Origin of the sequence: Psychrobacillus sp. OK028 (genome assembly GCF_900103605.1) — a bacterium.
Classification (GTDB): domain Bacteria; phylum Bacillota; class Bacilli; order Bacillales_A; family Planococcaceae; genus Psychrobacillus.
This window is the reverse complement of record NZ_FNHY01000010.1, coordinates 68,006-90,304: the sequence shown is the minus strand read 5'-3', so window position 1 is coordinate 90,304 and position 22,299 is coordinate 68,006. Positions and strand designations below refer to the sequence as shown.

The 22,299-nt window shown below is 37.5% G+C and carries 19 protein-coding genes and 1 other annotated feature; of the genes, 6 read left to right on the top strand and 13 right to left on the bottom strand.

The features are described 5' to 3' along the window. The first annotated feature begins 58 nt into the window (after positions 1 to 58). The gene (locus tag BLR36_RS16265; RefSeq protein ID WP_093062793.1) at positions 59 to 1,123 is read left to right on the top strand and encodes a M20 family metallopeptidase; all 1,065 of its coding nucleotides are present in this window, start codon (positions 59 to 61) and stop codon (positions 1,121 to 1,123) included. Between the two features lie 46 nt (positions 1,124 to 1,169). Then, positions 1,170 to 1,502: a magnetosome magnetite crystal formation protein family gene (locus BLR36_RS16260; protein ID WP_093062792.1), complete on the top strand. Its 333-nt coding sequence runs from the start codon at positions 1,170 to 1,172 to the stop codon at positions 1,500 to 1,502. Between the two features lie 276 nt (positions 1,503 to 1,778). On the opposite strand, the gene BLR36_RS16255 is transcribed toward BLR36_RS16260, so the two are convergent. The 6 genes from BLR36_RS16255 to BLR36_RS16230 all read right to left on the bottom strand — a co-directional run bounded on the left by BLR36_RS16255 (position 1,779) and on the right by BLR36_RS16230 (position 6,796). Continuing rightward, positions 1,779 to 2,657, bottom strand: a complete 879-nt coding sequence (locus BLR36_RS16255) for an SGNH/GDSL hydrolase family protein (protein ID WP_371326742.1) — start codon at positions 2,655 to 2,657, stop codon at positions 1,779 to 1,781. 3 nt (positions 2,658 to 2,660) lie between these two features. Next, positions 2,661 to 3,890, bottom strand: coding sequence for an aminopeptidase (locus BLR36_RS16250; RefSeq protein WP_093062790.1), 1,230 nt, complete (start codon positions 3,888 to 3,890; stop codon positions 2,661 to 2,663). A 2-nt stretch (positions 3,891 to 3,892) separates the two neighbouring features. After that, positions 3,893 to 5,044: a DEAD/DEAH box helicase gene (locus BLR36_RS16245; RefSeq protein WP_093062789.1), complete on the bottom strand. Its 1,152-nt coding sequence runs from the start codon at positions 5,042 to 5,044 to the stop codon at positions 3,893 to 3,895. A gap of 224 nt (positions 5,045 to 5,268) precedes the next feature. Then, positions 5,269 to 5,427, bottom strand: coding sequence for a Fur-regulated basic protein FbpA (locus BLR36_RS16240; protein ID WP_093062788.1), 159 nt, complete (start codon positions 5,425 to 5,427; stop codon positions 5,269 to 5,271). A gap of 46 nt (positions 5,428 to 5,473) precedes the next feature. Then, positions 5,474 to 6,061: a VanZ family protein gene (locus BLR36_RS16235; RefSeq protein WP_093062787.1), complete on the bottom strand. Its 588-nt coding sequence runs from the start codon at positions 6,059 to 6,061 to the stop codon at positions 5,474 to 5,476. Continuing rightward, positions 6,062 to 6,796, bottom strand: coding sequence for an AAA family ATPase (locus BLR36_RS16230; protein WP_093062786.1), 735 nt, complete (start codon positions 6,794 to 6,796; stop codon positions 6,062 to 6,064). Positions 6,797 to 6,850: 54 nt separating this feature from the next. On the opposite strand from BLR36_RS16230, the gene BLR36_RS16225 reads away from it, so the two are divergent. Both BLR36_RS16225 and BLR36_RS16220 read left to right on the top strand, forming a co-directional pair. After that, positions 6,851 to 7,459, top strand: coding sequence for a DUF3298 and DUF4163 domain-containing protein (locus BLR36_RS16225; protein ID WP_093062785.1), 609 nt, complete (start codon positions 6,851 to 6,853; stop codon positions 7,457 to 7,459). Positions 7,460 to 7,519: 60 nt separating this feature from the next. Then, positions 7,520 to 8,299: an HAD family hydrolase gene (locus BLR36_RS16220; protein ID WP_093062784.1), complete on the top strand. Its 780-nt coding sequence runs from the start codon at positions 7,520 to 7,522 to the stop codon at positions 8,297 to 8,299. A gap of 295 nt (positions 8,300 to 8,594) precedes the next feature. Here the strand turns inward: BLR36_RS16220 and serA are convergent, their stop codons facing one another. Further along, the gene (serA, locus tag BLR36_RS16215; protein ID WP_093062783.1) at positions 8,595 to 10,181 is read right to left on the bottom strand and encodes a phosphoglycerate dehydrogenase; all 1,587 of its coding nucleotides are present in this window, start codon (positions 10,179 to 10,181) and stop codon (positions 8,595 to 8,597) included. Between the two features lie 59 nt (positions 10,182 to 10,240). Continuing rightward, positions 10,241 to 10,472: a binding site (T-box leader), on the bottom strand. Between the two features lie 366 nt (positions 10,473 to 10,838). Here serA and BLR36_RS16210 point away from each other — a divergent pair. Further along, the gene (locus BLR36_RS16210; RefSeq protein ID WP_093062782.1) at positions 10,839 to 12,203 is read left to right on the top strand and encodes an aspartate kinase; all 1,365 of its coding nucleotides are present in this window, start codon (positions 10,839 to 10,841) and stop codon (positions 12,201 to 12,203) included. 177 nt (positions 12,204 to 12,380) lie between these two features. Here the strand turns inward: BLR36_RS16210 and BLR36_RS19105 are convergent, their stop codons facing one another. The 4 genes from BLR36_RS19105 to BLR36_RS16190 form a co-directional block, all read right to left on the bottom strand. Then, on the bottom strand, positions 12,381 to 13,292 hold the full coding sequence (locus tag BLR36_RS19105; RefSeq protein ID WP_254771438.1) for a bifunctional NUDIX hydrolase family protein/GNAT family N-acetyltransferase: 912 nt from the start codon (positions 13,290 to 13,292) through the stop codon (positions 12,381 to 12,383). 469 nt (positions 13,293 to 13,761) lie between these two features. After that, positions 13,762 to 15,036 (bottom strand): MDR family MFS transporter, encoded by a 1,275-nt coding sequence (locus BLR36_RS16200; protein ID WP_093062780.1) that lies wholly within the window; start codon positions 15,034 to 15,036, stop codon positions 13,762 to 13,764. A gap of 135 nt (positions 15,037 to 15,171) precedes the next feature. Next, a complete protein-coding gene (locus BLR36_RS16195) occupies positions 15,172 to 16,458 on the bottom strand; it encodes a globin-coupled sensor protein (RefSeq protein WP_093062779.1) in 1,287 nt (428 codons plus the stop codon). 181 nt (positions 16,459 to 16,639) lie between these two features. Continuing rightward, positions 16,640 to 17,080 carry a cell wall hydrolase gene (locus tag BLR36_RS16190; RefSeq protein WP_093062778.1) on the bottom strand — a complete coding sequence of 147 codons (441 nt, stop codon included), beginning with the start codon at positions 17,078 to 17,080 and terminating at the stop codon, positions 16,640 to 16,642. A gap of 645 nt (positions 17,081 to 17,725) precedes the next feature. On the opposite strand from BLR36_RS16190, the gene helD reads away from it, so the two are divergent. Next, on the top strand, positions 17,726 to 20,029 hold the full coding sequence (gene helD, locus BLR36_RS16185) for an RNA polymerase recycling motor HelD (protein WP_093062777.1): 2,304 nt from the start codon (positions 17,726 to 17,728) through the stop codon (positions 20,027 to 20,029). A gap of 350 nt (positions 20,030 to 20,379) precedes the next feature. On the opposite strand, the gene BLR36_RS16180 is transcribed toward helD, so the two are convergent. Both BLR36_RS16180 and BLR36_RS16175 read right to left on the bottom strand, forming a co-directional pair. Next, on the bottom strand, positions 20,380 to 21,654 hold the full coding sequence (locus tag BLR36_RS16180) for a nucleobase:cation symporter-2 family protein (RefSeq protein ID WP_093062776.1): 1,275 nt from the start codon (positions 21,652 to 21,654) through the stop codon (positions 20,380 to 20,382). Further along, positions 21,651 to 22,238, bottom strand: coding sequence for a xanthine phosphoribosyltransferase (locus tag BLR36_RS16175; protein WP_093062775.1), 588 nt, complete (start codon positions 22,236 to 22,238; stop codon positions 21,651 to 21,653). Before BLR36_RS16175 ends, BLR36_RS16180 begins: the two co-directional genes overlap by 4 nt. Between the last annotated feature and the right edge of the window lie 61 nt (positions 22,239 to 22,299).

Sequence of the window (22,299 nt, the reverse complement as noted above, 5' to 3'; positions counted from 1 at the left end):
CTTCTATTATTCTTTTGTTATACTTGTAAAAATACTATATTCACAAGGGGATGTTCACATGATTGCATTATTAAAAGATTTAGTAAGAATTAAAAGTGACACAATCGAAGGTGCCAATAACGCTTTGTTATTTTGTGAGAATTGGTTACAGGAAAGAGGAATTATCACCACTGTGTTAAAACATGAGGAAAAACTGATGCTAGTGGCTGAAATAGGAGCTGGTGATGAGTGCATGATTTGGAATGGTCATGTAGATATTGTTCCAGGGAATCCCGCGCAGTTCGAGCCAGTTATAGAAGGTGATTTTTTATATGGTCGAGGAACAGCTGATATGAAAGCTGGGGTCGCTGCGATGATGCAGGCCTTTTACGAGCTATCTAAGGAACCTGAAAATCTACTAAAAAAAATTCAATTACATATTGTTACGGATGAGGAAACGGACGGTGAGACTTCACAATTTTTAGTAGATCAAGGGTACACTGGCGACTTTGTTATATGTGGTGAGCCTACCCACTTAAAAATTGGCTTACAGGCAAAAGGAATTATCCAGTTTGATGTAATCTTGAAAGGAAAACCAAGTCATGGAAGCCGTCCATGGGAAGGGATAAATGCGATTGAGCAGGCAATTCTCTTTGACCAACAGCTCCGTTCTCTTTCTTTTTTAACTGCAAGCAATGAGTTCTATGATTATCCTTCTTTAAACTTGGCAAAAATACAAGCAGGTGAACGTTATAATGTAGTGCCTGATGAGTGCATAGTTAGCTATGATCTTCGTTATGTGCCTGGACAGGATATGCTGGGTATTATAGAAGATCTCACAAAGTTGGCAAATAAATTTCCGAAAAGTGAGCTAAAAATTCAGACGACCGCCCCTGCCGTTACAACTGAAGCGGTAAACCCGTATATAGTACGTATTGCGGAGGTTACCTCACAATTTATCGGAAAGCCTGCTGTATTATTTGGACAGCATGGAGCTGCAGATGCTCGCTTTTATGCAGAAAAGGGAGCAGGTGCCATTGAATTTGGGCCAAGCGGCGGAGATTGGCATGGCGAAAAAGAGTATGTGTCTATTACTTCAACTGAAACTTTTAAAAATATTTTAGTTTCTCTTGGTAGAAAATGAAATGTATAGTTTAGTTATCTATAAACAGAACAGGAGTTAAAAAAGATTGGACAACCCTAAAATTTTATCAGCTCTTTCTTATTTCAGTGTATTGTTTGCACCATTTTTATTGCCCATAATCGTTTATTTTATATCGCAGGATTCAGACGTTAAATATCATGCAAAAAAATCTCTTATATCCCATGTCATACCTGTCATTTTGCTTGTTCTTTTATTCATTAGCGTCTTCTCCAGTTTTACTCCTCTTACTTTAGGGTTTAATGATCAGCCTTCGTTATGGGTAGCGGTTGGACCTCTCCTACTGATGGCTATTTATATGCTAGTGTATGTAATTGTAATGATTTGGAATATTGTACAAGGCATTAAAGTATTGCGGTAACGTTTATATTCAGGTAATTTGGGGTATTTAATTATTAATATCGAAAGCCAAGGAGCGATTAGGATGAAAGTTAAAAACTTAGTTAAAACAGCTATAAAATGGGCACCAATAGTTTATCCAATAATACGCAAAGTAATTAAATCTAAAAAAACCGTACGCTAAAGAAGCTGTCCTCCTGAGTAGGGGGACAGCTTTATATTGTTGTGCTTATATTAAACACCTTATTCGTAACATCTAACATCGGTTATTCAACATTAATAATGCCCAAAGTATATGCTATATTAGTGCTTTCCATTCAGTTAACGAGCAAAAATTGTCCATCCCTTCTACTCTTGAAACAGGGGATTTCTGTTGTTCTTTGTTTGCATTTAATATCTGCTCAAAAGTAAGTGGATTAGGTGCTGGCAACTCACTTTGTGTTACAAATATTCCGTTGTTATATTGCGAAAAGAATGCATTTGCCATGACACGATAGCCTTCCAATGTAGGATGAACATCGGCAGGATTCGGTAACAGTGTAGTTGCATTTAACCCAAAAGATTCCTCCACTGATACATATACAGCTCCATTTATCTCAGACTGTGCTTTTAAAATAGCATGCAATCGATCTAACTCTCTTTTAATACCTTCCTTTTGAGATGCTCTCACATGAGGATAGGCAAAATAATAACCCATTACATAGATTTTCGCTTGTGGTGCTATTGCCTGTATCTCTTTAATAATTTCTTCTATATTTTTTCTAACGTTGTTTAACGCAAAATCAGCATTCATTTGACGATAAGCAATGGAGCCACTTGTTGCATTCACTTGAACCGTTTGCAGTAAATCATTTGCTCCTGCCGAAATAGTGACTAAACTAGCAGTTTTTAAAAGTTTTATCGCTTCCTCGGTCTGAACGCTAGCAAGAACATCCGCTGTTGTATATCCAGGAAAGGCTAATGCTTTCGAATAAAAAGAAAGCTGACCAGACTTAGTTAGCTTCTGCGCTATTAAGTCGCTGTAACCAGTATCTATCGCCCGATTCGGTGTTTGACCAGCTGCCAAGGAATCCCCAATTGCTATATAAATTTCTGATCCTTTAGCTTCTACTGTAATGGTCCCAAACGAAACAACTAGCATGATTAAAGTACATAGCCATTTTTTCAAGCTGATCACCCCTTAAAATGCCCAAGCACCTTTTGTAAATATTGGCTCCATTGTCCCATCTACTAGTTCTCCCATAATATCCATATCACCGCTACCAATCATGAAATCTTCATGTACGATTGATGTGTTAAGACCTAAGTTCTCTAATTCACTATCTGTTAAGCCACGTGCACCTTCCACGCATGTTGGATAAGCTTCTCCAATTGCAAAATGATTCGAGGCATTTTCATCGAATAACGTATTAAAGAATAATACATTCGAAGCTGAAATAGGCGATTTATGTGGCACTAATGCAATCTCGCCTAAATATTTTGCCCCCTCATCCGTTCCGATTAGCTCTTGTAATAGTTTCTCACCAGTTGAAGCTTTAATAGAAGTAATCCTTCCGTTTTCAAAGGTCAAAGTAAAATCATCTATGATATTTCCTTGATAAACGAATGGCTTTGTATTTTTCACATAACCATTTACACCTGTTTTAAGTGGTGCAGTGTAAACTTCCTCTGTTGGCATATTTGCTATAAACGGAACGTTTTGACCATTTTTGCTCGCTCCTGACAACCAAATATGTTCTTTCGGAAGTTCCACTTGAATATCTGTTCCTTCCGCTTTGTAATGCAGTTTTTTGAAGCGTTTATTATTTAATAATGTCGCTCTGCTATCTAAGCTTTCGATGTGCTCTTTCCACTTTTGAACAGCTGTTCCTTCACCAATACGTACAACCTGGAATATCAAATCCCATAGTGCCTGCATTTGATCTTCTGGCTTCAGCTCAGGAAATACTTTGGCTGCCCATTTTTCTGAAGGCATTGCAACGATTGACCATGTAATCACATCATTCATCACTGCTTTGCGATAGTTCTCTAATGCTTTGCCACTTGCTTTCTGAAAGCTTGAAATTCGATCAATCGAAACCCCCTCTAATAGGTCAGGGTTATCGGCATCAATCCATAATAGTGCACCGTTATTTTCAATAAGCTCATCACGTTGCATAGCAGCCCATTTGGGGAATTCATGGAATGCTTCATCAGGAGCCAAATCATAAAATGCACGTGCGTTTACTTCATCCGTATAGTTTACATCTACTCGTTTTGCTCCTGTTTCATAAGCCTTCTTCACTATTAATCGCGTAAATTCGATTGTGTCCGTCGTTGTATTTATAAGAAGAGGTTGGTTCGGCTGAATGTTCAGTCCAACTCTTACTACTAATTCTGCATACTCTTCAAGCTTTTGTTGAAAATCCATCATTATTTCCCCTTTTGATTAATAGTTTTAGATGACCCTTCGATTAATTCTCCGCGATACCATACTTTTTGAACTGGCTTTTTAGGAAGCTCTTTTGTCCATTTTTTATACGTCTTTTCATCAGAATAAGTTAACAAAGTCATTACCTCACCATCTGCTCCCGCACGTCCAGTACGCCCAGAGCGATGTAAATACTGTTCAATTGAATGCGGTACATCTACATGGATAACATGAGTAAGTCCAGTAATGTCTAGCCCTCTAGCTGCCACATCTGTTGCGATTAGTAAACTTACCTTACCGCTTTTAAAATCATCCAATGCTTTTTTTCGTTCATCTTTTTTCATTTCTGAATGTAGAGAAACGATTGGTGCATCTCTATATGCAAGCTTTGCATCCTTCATAAGCAGCTGATCTAAACTATTTACAAATGCAAGACCACGCATTCCTTTTAAATAAGAGATTTTACGTAGCAATTCGGTTTTATCACGGGGCTCTGTCTTCACGAAACTGTGTACAACTTCACCTTGGGAAGGAACATCCTCTGCAGATACTTGAATTCGAACAGGATCCTTCATCATCCGCTCCGCAACTAATTCTATTTCCTCTGTAATCGTAGCTGATGTAACCACTATTTGGCTTTCCACTGTTGCATCGACCAAGTTTTTCACAGTTGTGCGATGTTCTCTACTTAGAAGTTGATCTCCTTCATCTAGAACAACGATGTTTATCTCATGCATTTTAAGTTTTTTTGTTTTTACGAGCTCTTGTAATCTACCTGGAGTTCCAACGACAATTGTCGGCTTTTTTTTAAGCACATCAATTTGTCTGTTAATATTTGCCCCACCGATTAACTGTGCAACCGTAATGTTTGTATCCTTCACCCATTCGCGGAACACCTCTACAATTTGCATTCCAAGCTCTTGAGAAGGAATGATAACCATTGCTTGTATTTGTTTCTTAGTCGGATCAACCTTCTCCAAAATAGGCAGCACGTAAGCAAGTGTCTTTCCCGTACCCGTTGGAGATTCGGCAACAACGTCGGCACCATCCAGCATATGTGGAATTAGTTTTGTTTGTATTGGCATTGGAGTTGCAAAATTTGCATCCTGCCATTTTTTTTGTAAAGTTTCGTTTAAATTTATTATGAAAGTCAAGTTTGTTTCCACCTTATCCGTATTTAAGTCAAGTGTACCATATTTTTTATATCGGCTATTATTTATAGATAATAGAGGTTTATAGTACAAAATCGTGAGTGCCTATGTCAGCTCCGACAAGCACTGGCGTCTAGAAAGAAAATCACTTGTAGAAAGTTATTAACACGCAAAAGATTATATAACCTTCTAAACAATACAAAAATAAGTGCCTTTTAATAAGGCACCTATTTACTTTCTTCTTCAGTTGTATATTCCTTCATTAATTCATAAAAATTTAACTCATATAATTGTCTTCCATCAATTTTAAATACACCTTTGTTAACAAACTCTTCGATAATAACATCACGTTTTTGCTCTGTTTGTGATTCTTTAATAATCATCATTTCATGTCTCCTTGCAAAGTTTTCTCCATCCTATATTTACCCATTTTCATGTTTCATAAACTTGCTTTTTTATTCTTTTGAAGGCATTTGTAAACGACGGGAAAGCTTTGCGAACAAAGTAATAGCATATATAGCCAAGCCATGCCCCGAGCGTATTCAGCCATAAATCATCGACGTCACTGCTTCTGCTTTGCGGAATCTGCATAATTTCAATAAATAAAGATATACACAGACCCACAACTACAGGAAATATAAAAAACTCCATCCTTTTAAAAAGAAGCGGTAACAGAAAACCAATCGGCATGAAAAGAATAATATTACCAAGGAAATTAATATAAAATGGCTGCCAAAATCCCAGATATACAATTGCTTTATATGTTTCTTCGACAACACGGAATAACTCCAAATTAACACCTGTCGTATAGGCAGGCACATCACCTGTTTTAGGTATTATTGTTTGGGAAAATAAACCAACTAGCACGGAGAAAAACACTAAAATTCCAAGCTCATGTAAAATCTCTTTTAGCTGAAATCCTCTCTTCTTCCAACGTAACAGTCGCCAAATGACGATCAATGGAAATGCGATCCCTATAAAAAATATCATGTCATCTAAATAATTTATGATTACATACATTTAATCACCCTCAAATAGCTCTTCTAAAAATTTTTCCCGATGATCTAAAAAATATTTTGTGATTTGATAATGTCCAGTCATTTCATAATTGATTTCCTCAATCTCTCCATCATCAAAACTTAGGATTGTCGCTTCTGGATACCCTAATATAATGGGTGAATGCGTAGCAATGATAAATTGGCAATTCTGTTCTTGGACTAAATCATGCATCACCCGTAAAAATGCCAATTGTCTCTGTGGTGATAACGCTGCTTCTGGTTCGTCTAGAAGATAAATAGCTCTGCCATTAAATCGATTTAAAAACAATGACAGAAAAGACTCTCCATGGGATTGCTCATGAAGAGATTTTCCCCCATAACCATCTAGTACACCACGCCCAGGATTTTCTCTTTCCAATTCGTCAATATGGGAGGCAAACTGATAAAAGGATTCTGAACGTAAAAAGAATCCTTTTGTCACTTTTGGCATCCATGAAAGTCTAAGATGCTTCCCTAATGCACTTTCTGCAGCATCTACATCGTATAAATTATTTCGACTTCCACCTGCGGTATTAAACTCGCATTTTTCTGCAATTCCTTCTAATAGTGTGGATTTACCAGTACCGTTTTCCCCTACAAAAAAGGTGACGGGCGAGGTGAACTCAAGCTCTTTAAAGTTGCTAATAGCTGGAATCGAGAACGGATATTGACTATCCATTTGAGGTTCTTTTAGTAGATTCACTCTATTTAAAAACATATGCTCTATCTCCCACTCATACTCTTTAGTATTACCTATGAAAGGTTGTCTGCCATGGATCTGCCTGTCCGTATAGAAACGAAATATATCAGGAAAAGTTCACCAAAAATCGATATAACTTATCCTCTTGTAACTAACTTAACTCATCACGCGTTAGAAAAAAAGATAAATGCTGATATTCTTCATGAACTAAATAAGCTATTGATCGAACAAGGATTTTACAATGAACATTTAGTCGAAATGATTGGATACTATGAGATTAAAACAAATGAGCGTGGAGTTCTCAGCTTAAGCTTGATTGTCTATTCATTTACGGGAGGCGCACACGGTCTTACCGTTTCGAAATCACTCACCTTCGATGTCAAGACTGGCAAGCAGTATATACTAAGTGAACTGTTTAAGCCGCTTAGTAATTTTGTAAAAGTTCTATCTGACATGATTGAAAAGAAAATGTTGGAGTGGGATGTGCCTCTATTAGAGAACTTTACACAAATACGGAGCGACCAAGACTTTTACATCGCTGACCACTCACTTGTCGTTTATTTTCAAGTGTATGAATTGACACCATATGTATACGGTTTTCCTTATTTTCCGATTACGATCAAAGATTTAGAAGTAATTGTTCGGGAGGATGGAATTCTAGAAAAAATGATTCCATTCTAGTGACACAGGCTCTTTAGTACGGTAAAGTATTAATTAAATACGTGCTGGGGGTTTCGAGAAATGAAAAAAGCAATTTTCTTCGATTTAGATGATACTTTGTTGTGGGATAATAAAAGTGTGTCTGTCGCGTTTCACAAAACATGTGCATATGCTGCGACACGTGTGAATGTAGATCCACTTAAACTAGAACAAGCCGTACGTGCAGAAGCAAGTGCATTGTACGATACATACGAAACAAGACCATTCACTCAAATGATCGGCATTAATCCCTTTGAAGGACTTTGGGGAACATTTGACGACCCTTCTCCTAATTTTCAAAAGATGAAATCTATTGTGCCAGTGTATCAACAATCAGCCTGGATAAATGGATTAAAAAATCTAGGGATTGAAAATGAAGAATTAGGCAGAGAGCTAGCAGAATATTTTCCAAAAATGCGTAAAGAAAGCCCCTTTGTTTATGAAGAAACTTATGAAGTGCTAGATCAATTGAAAGAAAAGTATACATTACTGTTAATGACAAATGGTTCACCAAGCCTGCAGAATATCAAATTGGAAATTACACCCGAAATTGGACCATACTTCGACCATATACTTATCTCTGGAGCTTTCGGTAAAGGGAAGCCTGATCCTTCCATTTTTGAACATGCACTAGAATTGGTTGGATTGAAAGCAGATGAAGTACTGATGGTAGGCGATAATCTAATGACCGATATTTTAGGCTCTTCCAAAGTTGGTATACAATCTGTTTGGATCAATCGAGAGGATAAACCTGTTAGTAACGAAGTAAAACCTACTTATACGATTAAAAACTTAAGAGAGCTTTTGACGCTCCTTAATTAATAAAATAAAAGGTGGATCCTCGACATTTTATTGTCGCGGATCCACCTTTTTTTGATTTTGGTCAGATAATGCCTCGGAGTTCACCTAGTTCTCGGGCGTATGGACACTTGCCTTGGGCGCATAGAACTGGTGCGCGGGCGCATAACGATCTACCTCGGGCGTTCGCCTGCTTCCTGGGCGCATGGGCACTTGGCTCGGGCGTATAGAACCGCGCTTGAGCGCATAACGCCCTACCTCGGGCGTTCGCCTGCTTCACTTGCCGACTAGTGCACCCTCCCCACTAATTCAATTACTCCTAAAGATCAATCGGTGTAGCATCAAAGATGTCTTCTAATGCTTTCAGCTGTTCAATACCAGACTCTTCCACATGCTTATCAATAGAAAGCATCATAATCGCATCTCCGCCTATTTCCGAACGACCAACTTGCATCGCTGCAATATTGACACCTTCCGAAGCAAGTAATGTTCCTACACGTCCAATTGCTCCTGGTTGGTCTTTATGTCGGATAAATAATAAGTAACCTGCTGGCACAACGTCTACGATGAAGTCATCTACACGTACGATACGACCACCTAGTCCATTTAATAACGTCCCTGCTACTTTTCTTGCTCCAGCCGCCGTTTTTATCTCCATTGTAATTAAGCTTGTAAACCCTTTTGATTTTGAGGTTTTTAATTCGTTTACAGTAATGCCTAAACGGTCTGCATGGAATTTAGCATTTACATCATTCACTGATTCACCTAGTTTGCTTTTCAGAAGCCCTTTAACAGCATTTCGAGAAAGTGGACGAGTGTCTAAATTCGCTAATTCTCCTGAATAAGTAATATTCACTTCCTCTGGCACTCCTTCTGCAAGATCGCTTAGGAATGATCCCAATTGCTCAGCTAGATTAAAGAATGGTTCAATCTTAGCAAGTATATCCTTTGGTACAGAAGATAAATTAACTGGATTTTTCACTGTGCCATTTTGCAAGAAGCTCACCACGTCATAAGATACGTCAATTGCCACAATTTCTTGTGCTTCTACAGTACTTGCACCTAAATGAGGGGTGGCGATAACCTGTGGCAGTGTTAATAATTTATGCTCCACAAATGGCTCTTCCTCAAAAACATCTAATGCTGCTCCTGCAACCTTACCTGACACGATCGCATCGTATAATGCATCCTCATCAATAATTCCACCACGTGCACAGTTAATAATTTGAACGCCATCTTTCATTTTTTCAAATGCTTCTTTATTAATTAAATGACGTGTTTCTTTCAATAAAGGTGTATGAACAGTTATAAAATCTGCCGCTTTGATAACATCTTCTACTGACCCAAATTGAACTCCAAGTTTTTCAGCTTTTTCAGCTGTTAGAAAAGGATCATATGCGATGACATTCATACGTTGACCTTTCGCACGGAATGCAACCTCTTGGCCGATTCTTCCGAAACCAACGACACCTAACGTTTTGTTCTTCACTTCAACGCCGATAAATGTTTTGCGATCCCATTGTTTATTTTTCAATGAATGAAAGGCCTGTGGGATGTTGCGAGCAAGTGACATAAGCATTGCGATAGAATGCTCGGCTGCTGAGTTTGTATTACCATCTGGTGCATTAACAACAATAATCCCGCGTTCTGTTGCAGCAGTTAAATCGATGTTATCCACCCCTACTCCCGCACGACCAATAATTTTTAAATTCGACCCTTTTTCAATAATTTCTCTTGTAACCTGCGTTTGGCTCCGCACTAATAATGCATCAAACGCACCAATTTTTTCACCTAATTGTTCCGGAGTTAATGTAGTATCGACCACGATATTAAATCCTTCTGCCTCTCTTAATGGGAAAATACCTTCTTCACTTAGTGGATCACTGATTAGAATATTGAATGTCATATTATTTTTCTCCTCCTTATTTTAAAAACACAAAAAAGCCCTTCCCTCCCTACAATCCTGTAAGGGGCGAAGAGCTTATATTAACTCACGCGGTACCACCCAAATTTTACTGCAATCTCTCGCAGTTTCTCCATTAGTATGCTTAACGCGCATTCACGGATGAACCTAAATCCTCTGTTTCAGTCCACCAATTCTAGAGTGCTACTCTACAAACGAAATCACTGATTTGCACCGACCATCAGCTCTCTTAAGATCTCCACAAGTAAAGTCTATCTCCGTCAAAATTGTTCTCTCTTTATTGAATTAAACCAATCATACTCACCATCAAATTAATTGTCAATATAGTCAAAAAACTTGAAAACGCTATCATTGAAAATAAACGTTGATTTGATGCAGTTTTTTAACTCAAAAAAATATTTATAATTTTTATTATTCGTGTTTAGACTATATTATTTGTAACAATATCACTATATACTCTTGATATTTGTAAAACACGAACTTAAAATAATAATAATATTTAAATGTTCGCTATATAGAATAAATTAAAAGAAATAAATACAAAGTTATTGACCAAACACGTTATAATTTGTACACTGTATAAAACCATTTGTTTTTCTGATAAATACACACCCATTAAAAAGGTAAGGATTTGATAAGATGAAAGTAAGTAAATTCGGCGGAACATCTGTTGCAAGCGCAGAGCAGATTAAAAAGGTCGCTGCAATTATTCAAGCAGATCCCTCTCGCAAATTCGTTGTTGTGTCTGCACCCGGCAAACGCTTCGATGAGGATAAAAAAGTAACTGACTTGCTCATTGAATTGGCAGCTGCAGCAATACATAATGAAGATGTGGAAGAAAAACTCCACCAGGTAGTGAATCGTTATAAGGAAATTGCACAAGGTCTAGATCTAGACGAAACCATTTGTGAAGTGATAGAGGATGACCTGCGCATACGTATTAATGAAGACAAAAGCGTAGTTGAATTATTTGTCGATAATATAAAAGCAAGTGGAGAAGATAATAACGCAAAACTAATCTCTACTTATTTCACAAGTATTGGACTCACCTCTCAGTATGTAAATCCCAAGTCTGCTGGATTAGTTGTCAATGATTTTCCTAGACGAGCACAAGCCCTGCCAGAGGCTTATGACAATCTACACGCACTAAACGATGTTCCTGGCATTGTTGTGTTCCCAGGATTTTTTGGTTTTACACAAAATGGGGTTCTTCGCACATTCGATCGTGGGGGATCAGATATTACTGGTTCTATATTAGCAGCTGCGGTCCAAGCTGATTTATATGAAAACTTTACGGATGTCGATTCTGTTTTTTGCGCAAACCCTAAGGTAGTAAATCATCCTGTGGAAATCGAAGAAATAACATACCGCGAAATGCGTGAACTTTCCTATGCTGGTTTCTCTGTTTTTCACGATGAAGCATTAATGCCTGTATATAAAAGCGGGATTCCCGTATGTATTAAAAATACAAATAATCCATCCGCACCAGGCACGAAAATAGTAGCTAAACGGAAAGCAAACAAACGTCCTGTAACTGGAATTTCTGCTGATAACGGATTTTCTATTTTATATGTAAGTAAGTATTTGATGAACAGAGAAATAGGATTCGGTCGTAAACTGCTTCAAATATTAGAGGAAGAGCATATTTCTTATGAACATACACCTTCAGGGTTAGACGATATCTCCGTTATTGTACGAAGTCATCAACTAGATCAAGAGAAAGAAGCTCGTATTATGGATCGTGTATTAAATGAATTAAACGCCGATGATGTACATTTCCGTCATCATTTTTCAATGATTGTAATTGTAGGTGAAGGGATGAATAATAGCACTGGACTTGCGGCTCGTGCTGCATCTGCCATTGCAAATACCGGTGCCAATATTGAAATGATTAACCAAGGTTCTTCAGAGGTCAGTCTTTCATTTGGAGTACAAGAAAGTAATGAAAACAAAATACTGCGTGCACTTTACAATGAATTTTTCTCTTCAGTAACAGTAGGATAACAAGAGGCTGGTACAAAACTTTCCTCAAAAACAAAAAGAACCGAAAAATTTTACGAACAGTAAATTTTTCGGTGCTTTCTATGAGGCTTCTAAAAACAATATAATCAAAGATATACTGTTTTAGAGATTTATATAGAATTGAGGTTACTTCTGTCACAGCTTTTTTAATTACCGCACTTATAAGATTGGTTTCAAATGATTTAAATTATTCGTTTTCGTATAGTGAATGAGCGTCATCTGCTCATTTACCTTCCATTCATCCCCTGTTTTCTCATAGCCCATTTTCTCATATAAATAGCAATTTCTCTGTTCTTGCTTAATTGTATCGAGCTCCCACTTAATCGCCTGTGGATACATCCCTTCTATACGGGTCATCACTTCTTGTGCAATACCTTTTCCTTGAAACTCTTCGAGAATATTAATCATATGTAATCTCATCAAACCTGGAGACTTGGGATAGACATGAACACTTCCTACAAGCAACCCTAATTCATAGATTTTAAAGAAGTCCCCTGATTGTAGGCGTTCTGTAAACCTGTCAAACGATTGGAAAACCGGGCTCGTGTCATGGTCCTGGTATTTTTGATATAAAGGTTGAAAAACTTTCTTTTGTATCTCAAATAATTCTGCTGCATCAGATAAACTAGCCTTCTTCAGTGAAATGGATGACTTACTCATCTCCATAAGGGGTACTAAAATATGATAGGGAATGAAATCCCCACTTTCTACAAGCCCCAGTATTTCATCTGCTGTTGCCCATCTAGCATCTGCTACTTCTTCGTATTGCAAGTTTAATTGCTCCACGTCTATTTCTTGTTTTACTAGCCAATGGTCATCAAAACCACGAGAAAACTTTAAAGTGAATAACACCTCTGCATGTTCCATTTGTAACTCAATTCCTAATTCTTCTTTTACTTCTCGAATAGCACCACTTTCACTCGTTTCTCCTAGTAACACAGATCCTGCCGCAGCACAGTCCCACATATTCGGCCATCCTACTTTCCAGGGTTGACGCTGCTGAATTAGAAATTCCCCTTTTTTATTCATAATCCAAATATGAACTACTTGATGAAAGTCCCCTTCTATCATTTTCTCTCCTCTTATCCACGTCTTTCCTGTACACTCTCTGAACTCATTGAAGATATCCCACTGCTCCAATTTTACACCCTCTTCGCTTAGTATTCGATTAAGCTAGTATATCATTTTTTCTGTCTTATTATTGACTATGTTTGACTTTTATTTATTAATATGAGATACTAGCTTAGTTAACATTTGGTACGACATAGTTTTTAGATATTGGCATTCTGCTATATGTGTTTTTGATAATACTTATTCACACTGGAGCGGCTACAGGGTCGCAAGGACGTAAAAGAAGGTAGGGTTTACGTTGCTTAGGTTAGAAGGCAACCAGTGGAACAATTTACCGCGGCATTGAAAGTGTCTCTTTCATGGAAATTATTCCCCGAGCTTTTCGGGATGAAATTTAAAATTCAAAAGTTATGTTATACCTATACAAAATCAAGGGGTGTTCTCATTATGAGAGCGCCCCTTGTCCAATTTATACAGCAATTTCTTTTTTTCGTTTATTATACTCTTTAAAAGTCAGCAGATAGATAAATCCGCTCAGTAATGCTAAAGCTGCTAGTATAACAAATGTCCATGTAAAACCTATCCATGTGACAAGCGGAAATACTAAAGGTGCAATTGTACGACCAATTGTATAGCGCAAACTTGCCGCCGCAAAATACTGTCCTCTCATATCTTCAGGAGCAAGTTTTGAAACAAAGCTTTCCTGAAGCCCTACTGTTGCTAGTTCTCCTAAAGTAAAAACTCCCATTGCAATAAGAAATACCCAGAAGTTCGCTGTCATCGGGAAGATTAGCATTGCCACTGCGTATAAGAACGAGGAAAGAAAGAAAACCCATTTCTCTGGATACTTCGTCATCCATCTCGTGACAAATACAGTAAACAACACTACTAACAATCCATTTTCAGAAAGTAAAATACCGAACGAGCCTTCACCAGTCACTGTCCACTCTCTGTTAAACAAATTACCCAGCACCTGCTCATCAATAGCGTCTTTCATATAAACTGGTATGAGCATATCCAATTGCATATATGTTTGTGCTAACAAAATACCAGCAATAACAAATAAGAAGAAAACTTTATCCTTCACGATCAATCCATAAGCTTTAACCTGTTTGACGATTACTTGAACCCAATTATTCGAGCCACTTGCCATCTGTGCACGTACATCAATAGGTAATGTCTCCTCTGTTAAAAATCTTATAGCCAACCCAACTAAGCAGAAAATAATTCCAGAAACCAATAAAAGCACAAAACGATGATTAAAGAATAATACTGCACCAACTATTGGTCCAATAACTACCGAAATATTAATGGAAGTATAGAACACTGAAAATACGGTGCTTCGATCTTTTTCTGGTACAACATCCGCAACAATCGCTTGACTTGCAGGATGATATAACGATCCAGCCATACCTGCAATCGTAAAGGCTACAAAGCTTAACATCGGTGAGTCTAACCAGGGCGAATTCGCATAAGCAAATAAAATAAATGCTAACCCTTCTGCTGTTGCAGAGAAAAATAACATCGCCCTTCGACCAAATCTATCTGCACAATACCCTCCGATTAAATTGGCACCGACAGAAAATACTTGCGATGCTACCAGTAAAATTCCAGCCATGCTCGTCCCAAATTCATCAGCAAAATAGATCGCTAAAAAGGGAAATACCATCCAAAAACTCAAATTACTAAAAAATTCTCCAAACAAACGGACCTGCAAACTACGATCCCAATCTCTAATTCTCATTATCTTTTCCTCACAACTCATAGATTAGACTATCCTATCACATTACTTCGATTTTCGGAATAGATAATTTGCTAATGAATGAACCGCTGCTTGTGAGGTGATATTGATACCTTATTCAACCGATTCTCCCCAAATCTAGATTTTTTGAATCATCTCATCTAAAAGTTTAGTAGACTCTAATATTTGAACAGATGCTGCACCTATCGAATCTACTGCGATTGTTAAGTCTTTAATTTCGGTGCCGACTATCTCCGATTCGGAAGCTACCTCTTGAATCATGGTAGAAATACTCTCTAAAGTAGAGGCAGTACGGTCGCTTTCTTTCAAGCCAATATTCGCTAAGCGTTGTACAACCTCAATAGATTTTACTACTTCCTGTTGGGCATTATTCGAGTCACCCACTAGTGAGTCAATTTGTTCTACCGAATTTTTTGTTTGTTCCGCAAGTTTTCGTACTTCCTCAGCTACTACCGCAAAACCTTTACCATATTCTCCAGCCCTTGCTGCTTCTATTGCTGAATTTAATGCTAGTAAATTTGTTTTTATCGCTATATCTTTAACTATTTTTACAACATTCAATATTTCATTAGACGATTGGTTTAATTTTACGATCAAACCTGACATCGACTTCGATTTGTCGTATATTTCTTGCGAATGACCAGTTAATGTCTGAATAACATGCTTACCCGCTTCAGCCATATCAATCGTTTTATTAGAGGTTTCAATACCTTTTGCTACTTCTATTTCCAGATCTTTGGTCGTTCCAATCAGCTCTTCTACAGAGGTCGTTGTTTCAGCAGATTGAACTTCTAAGCTGGTAGCGATATTTCCTAGAGTTTCTTTAATTGTACCTTTTATAGCATCCTCTTTTTCCTTAGCTTGCTCTTCAGCATAATTATCGTAAGCCTCTACAACTATTTGTTGCTCTAGGTTTATGATTTTGCTCAAAGAAGTTACAAATTGGATTTGAGTCTCGATGGGTAGATGCGCTATTTGTATTTTATCGACTAAACTGTTTTGAAGCTGATAGCATGCACCTAAATAGTATTTTGTTTTTAGCTGTATATGTACATGCATTTTAGCAATTTTCTTTCGTTTTTCTATGTAATCATCGTTTAACAAGCCGGCAAACCATTCCGTAGTATGCGTGATTAATGTTTGTTCTAAACGACTACGCGAACTATGTTTATTGATAATATCAACTAATTCTTCATTTGCCATGAGGGAATCGTAGAAGTTCTTTACTGCTCCTGGGATATAAGGAAGCATGAATGACTCCATTTGTTTAAGGTTAGCAAGATCTTTTTCGGAGAAATTTATTAACTGCAGCTGAACGAGAATCTTTTTATCTCGAACCTCCAACTTCACATCTGGATTTTCTAACAGATAGATGGTTGGTGAATTACGTTTTTTCCTAAACATTTTTATACCTCCAAAATTATAAGTACTACCGTATATGCTAACAAATAGGCATATAGTCCACAGTGACTTTCCTCACAATTAACGATATTTAACAATAGCTTTACACTAATTTCTTTCCAATAAAAACAGAGCTATACTACACGAACTTTGTAGTAAGCTCTATATTAAATGCTGCTATTACTTAGCCCATATAAACACTTTCGCATGTTCCAGCAATAGGTTCATAAAAACAATGAAGTTTAAATTGACCAGTAAAAGGTTGATCGTACCATGTTGGTGGGCATGGCCCATATGGATTGAAATACCAAAGCGCAAATTTCGCTGGGTGGTCTCTCCAATTTTCCAAAACTCGCCTTGCTAACTTCCTTTCATTTTCTCTTGCAGGCGAATAAAATAAATTACCTTTTTGAACAGCTTCAAAAGAATAATTTCCTCCCTGCACCTGATAAATGACATCTTCAATTGTTCTTACATCTTTAAAATCTAAACAATCTGCTACAGCTCGATTGACAATTACATTGCCAATATATAACATCCCTTGGTTTCCTTCGCCTTCGCCTTCCGCTCTCATCATCCTTGCCACTAAGTCAACGTCCGCACTTCGATATTTTACTCTTGGCATTTTCTCACCTCAGAATATAGTATGAAAAAAACTACATTGGTGTCATTCTTTTTTATTCTTTTATTACCAAACTGAACTTCCCAACAATTTATATCCATTAAAAAATCAGCTCTAAGAAAAACAAGAGAGGTGATTAACCAATATTTCCTTAACAACTGAACCAAACCGTTTATAGTTGTTCCTCGGGTTGATCCACGCCCCGTACACTTTTTTCTTAGCAGAACATACCTTACGCTATTACATTAAGTAAAAGGTGGACCCATCTATCATTTCAACATCTTCTCTTTTTTCGAGTTCTTTGATTAAGGTAAAAAGAGCCTCATCCTTCTTTTGTGCCTCAATTATACAATCGATTTCGGAACTGTTCCTTTAATTTCTTTTAATATGAAAAACATCTCAACATTCACATTAAACATTTCGTAGTAAAAATGTGCACAAAAAAACACCCATTATCTAACGGGTGTGTGTAAATGTATTCAATACGCATAAAAAAAACATGTTCCGATACATTGAAAAAAATGAGAACCTGTGGTAAATTTATATAGATATACGTAAATTTAAAAAGATGTTCATAATATCCCTAATTTAAATTATACAACATAATTTTTCGTATGTCAATTCCAATTTATTTAAGGAGTGGTTGCTGTGGAGTCAGAATTTCAGCGGGAGCAAAGACGAGTGGTCAGTGTGATAGAGACAATAACGGATCGAATAAGCGGATTAGAAGAAGAAACATCTCGGCGTCGGCACGAATTAGTTAATATGCGCAAACACTTTTGGGATGAAGTCAAGGTGAATGTTGATACCTTCGACGATTATCTTGAGACCATCATCGGCTTGAGACAAGAAGCTCAGGCTCTATCAGTAAGCCAAAGCACCAATAGACATGTATCCAATAAATTATCCAAGCTTCGCCGTATGCAAGAGGTTCCCTACTTCGGTCGAATCGATTTCATTGAAGAAGGAGAATCTACTGAAGAAAAGATTTATATTGGAATTTCCACACTTACGGATGCAAGCGGCGAAGAGTTTCTTATCTACGATTGGAGGGCGCCTATCTCTAGTGTCTACTATGAGTACCAGACTGGACCGGCCAAGTATGCAACACCTGGGGGTGAAATCCAAGGCATATTAGCGAAAAAAGGACAATATCTTATCCGTGGCGGTGTTCTTCAATCCATGTTCGATACAAGTCTCACCATTGGAGACGAGATTTTACAACAGGTACTGGGCAAAGGTACAGACAAACATATGCACAATATAGTAGCTACCATTCAACAGGAACAAAACCGAATCATCCGTCATGATCGTGGGAGACTGCTCATTGTACACGGCGCTGCTGGCAGTGGCAAGACATCGGCCGCCCTGCAGCGGATTGCTTTTTTGCTCTACAAATATCGAGATAGTATAAGTGCTGATCAAATTGTTCTATTTTCCCCTAATTCGATGTTTAACAGTTATGTGTCCAATGTTCTGCCAGAACTAGGAGAAGAGAATATGCAGCAGGTCACATTTCAGGAATACTTAGACAATCGACTCAGTAAAGAGTTTCAAGTTGAAAATCCCTACGACCAATTGGAATATGTTTTAACTGCTGCGAATACCCCTTCCTACAGATCAAGGGTTGCGAGTATTCAATTCAAAGCATCACTCCTTTTTTTCGAAGCGATTGAATCATATAGAAAGTCTTTACATTTATCTGGAATGTTATTTAAGGATATAAACTTCAGAGGAAAGCCGATTGTTACTGCGGAGCAAATAGCTGCAAGATTTTATAATACTGACACCACACTTCGATTTCATAATAGACTTGAAAAGTTAAAGGATTGGCTAATTAAAAAAATAAATGAAGCTCAAAAGGCTGAATCAACAAATCCGTGGGTACAGGAAAAAATCGAGTTGCTAAGTAACGAGGAGTACCATAAAGTCCATACCTACTTAGCTAAAAAGCACGGCTTTAAAGGTGAATCGATTGCCGACTATGAGATCGAACCTGAAGCACTTGCACAACTGATTGTTCAACAGAAATTGAAGCCGTTACGTAAACGAGTACGAACATTTAAATTTATTGACATGAAGGGTATATATAAACAGCTTTTCGTTGATCCGCTTCAGATAAAACAGTGGATAAAAGGCGAAACACCCGCAGAGTGGGCAGAGATTTGTCAAGCGACGTTGCAAATACTCGACGAAGGTAAACTATCTTACGAAGATGCTACCCCATTCTTACTTTTGAAAGAGCTAATTCTAGGCTTCCAATCAAACCGCTCGATTAAGCATATACTTGTTGATGAAGCGCAGGATTATTCACCGTTTCAATTTGAGTTTCTAAAGCGTCTATTTCCTTCCGCACGAATGACCGTGCTAGGTGACTTTAATCAGGCAATATTCGCACACGCAAGTGAGACGGATGATTTTCACACACTGATGAGCTTATATGGACAGCTTGAAACGGAAGTCATTAATATGACACGAAGCTATAGATCAACGAAACCGATTATCGAATTTACAAGCAGACTAGTACCTAACGGAGAACAGATTATCCCCTTCGAACGCGACGGCGAGCAACCTGTATTGACACAATTGCTCGATCATACAGAACTGCACCGCTCCATCGAATCCAAAGTCACGGCTTTGCGAAATCTTGGTTGTAATAGTATTGCTATCATATGTAAATCAGTGGAGGAAAGTAAAAGAGCACACGAAGCCTTGTCCAGCATTGATAATATAAAGCTCGTAAAGAATGGCTCGATTGAGTATGAACAAGGAGTTGTTGTCATACCGGCGTATTTGTCCAAAGGCATCGAATTTGACGCTGTCATTATTTATGACGCATCTAAGCAAGTATACGGTGATGAGAGCCTTCGCAGAGTATTCTACACCGCCTGCACCAGAGCTATGCATTATTTGCAACTTTACAGTGTAGGTGAACCTACCCCATTATTGTAAAACGTCTTGCGAGAAATTTCAGCCGAGCTTGATAACACAATTGAGCAATTACCTTTTCAAGTATAATATTAATCAGCCAAAAATATGTAAGCTTTTTACTGCTTACAAATCTTTGGCTTTTTTCATGGAAATAAAAAAACTACGAAAGATAATCTCCCCTGTAGTCTCTTAAAAGTTATGAAGTTTAACTTCCATTAATCCAATGCAATATTAAAAAATTTTCAGCTGATTCATATAAAAAAATGCCTCCTCTTAATCTAAATGAATAGAAAAAGCAGTCGACATTCTCATATTATATCTTAGTCTATGTGGTTTATTTCAATGTGAAATTTAATTTTATTTGAAAAAATTTATGATTTTATTTTTCTTGGAATCATGTTAAAAATGATATTTAAAATAATTGCAGTCATACTTCCTGCTACAATCCCGTTACTAGTCAAGATTTTCATACTTGAAGGTAGGACATCAAATAATTCTGGAACTACAGTTACACCAAGTCCAATACCTATTGAACACGCAATAATCATCGAATTATCCTCAGAATCCGATACCACTTTACTTAACATTTTAATCCCCTGCGCTACTATCATTCCGAACATAGCAATCATTGCTCCGCCTAACACGGATTCAGGAATGATTGTTGTTAGAGCTGCAATTTTTGGTATAAAGCCAAGTACAATCAGCATTGCACCTGTTATGTAAATAACTGTTTTCGTTTTAACACCAGAAATTTGCATAAGGCCTACGTTTTGAGAAAACGTTGTATAAGGGAATGAATTGAAAATCCCTCCTAATAAGACTGCTATACCTTCTGCTCGGTAGCCTTTCGTTAAATCTTCTTTTTCAATTTTCTTTCCAAGCATATCTCCAAGTGCAAAGTAAACACCAGTTGATTCTACTAAAGATACGATAGCTACTAGAGTCATCGTAATAATAGGAGAAATTTCAAAGGTCGGAGTACCAAAGTAAAAAGGCTGAATCATATGGAAAAAGTCTGACTCTCTTACTGGAGTTAAATCAACCTTCCCCATAAACGCTGCTACAATGGTTCCTCCAACAATCCCGATTAAAATAGAAATGGCTTTTATGAAACCTGTAGAAAAACGATATAATAACACAATAAATAAAAGGGTACCAAAGGCTAATAAAATGTTTGATTTGGAACCAAAGTCTGCTGCTCCTTGTCCGCCTCCCATATTATTGATAGCAACGGGAATTAACGTAATTCCAATAATTGTAACAACAGAGCCAGTTACGACTGGAGGGAAAAACTTTACTAGCTTACCGAAAAATCCACTTATTATTATTACAACTAAACCAGAAACAATAATTGCTCCATAGATTGAGGTAATTCCATACTCTCCACCTATAGCAATCATTGGACCTACAGCTGTGAACGTACATCCTAGTACTACCGGAAGTCCGATACCGAAAAATCGATTGCTCACGACCTGTAAGATCGTAGCTACACCACACATCAATATATCAATTGCCACTAAATACGTAAGCTGTTCTGAAGTAAGTCCGAGTGCTCCCCCAACTATTAATGGTACAAGTATCGCTCCTGCGTACATTGCTAGTACATGTTGAATACCGAGGGCTGTATTTTTTAATGCACTGTTCATCTGACTACTTCCTCCTCAAAAAACTCTACTTTGCCGTTTGCTAATGATTTAATTTTCGCAAGCGAATCCACACGTATACCTTTTTCACGAATAAGTTGTCCGCCCGGTTGGAAGCCTTTTTCAATAACAATTCCAACTCCAGCAGTCTTCGCTTCAGCTTGACCCAGAATATCTAATAGACCTAGAACTGCTTGTCCATTTGCCAAGAAGTCATCGATGATCAATACTGTATCTTCTTGGTTAATAAAATCCTTTGATACTGAAATGTCATTCGTTTCTCCTTTTGTAAAAGAGTGTACCTTAGAAGTAAACAAATTATCAGAAAGCGTAAGAGATTTCCGCTTTCTTGCGAATACGACTGGCACTCCTAATGTAAGACCAGCAAACATAGAAGGTGCAATACCTGAAGATTCAATTGTTAGTATTTTAGTGATTCCAGCATCTTTATAACGTGCGGCAAACTCGTTGCCAATGGCCTGCATTAATGTCGGATCAATTTGATGATTTAAAAAGGTATCTACTTTTAATACGTTTTCCGATAACACTTTACCATCTTGCATAATTTTATCTTTAAGTAATTTCACGTTATTTATTTCCTCTCCGGTTTTTATTTGGACAACAAAAAGCTCGAATGCTATCGCAACC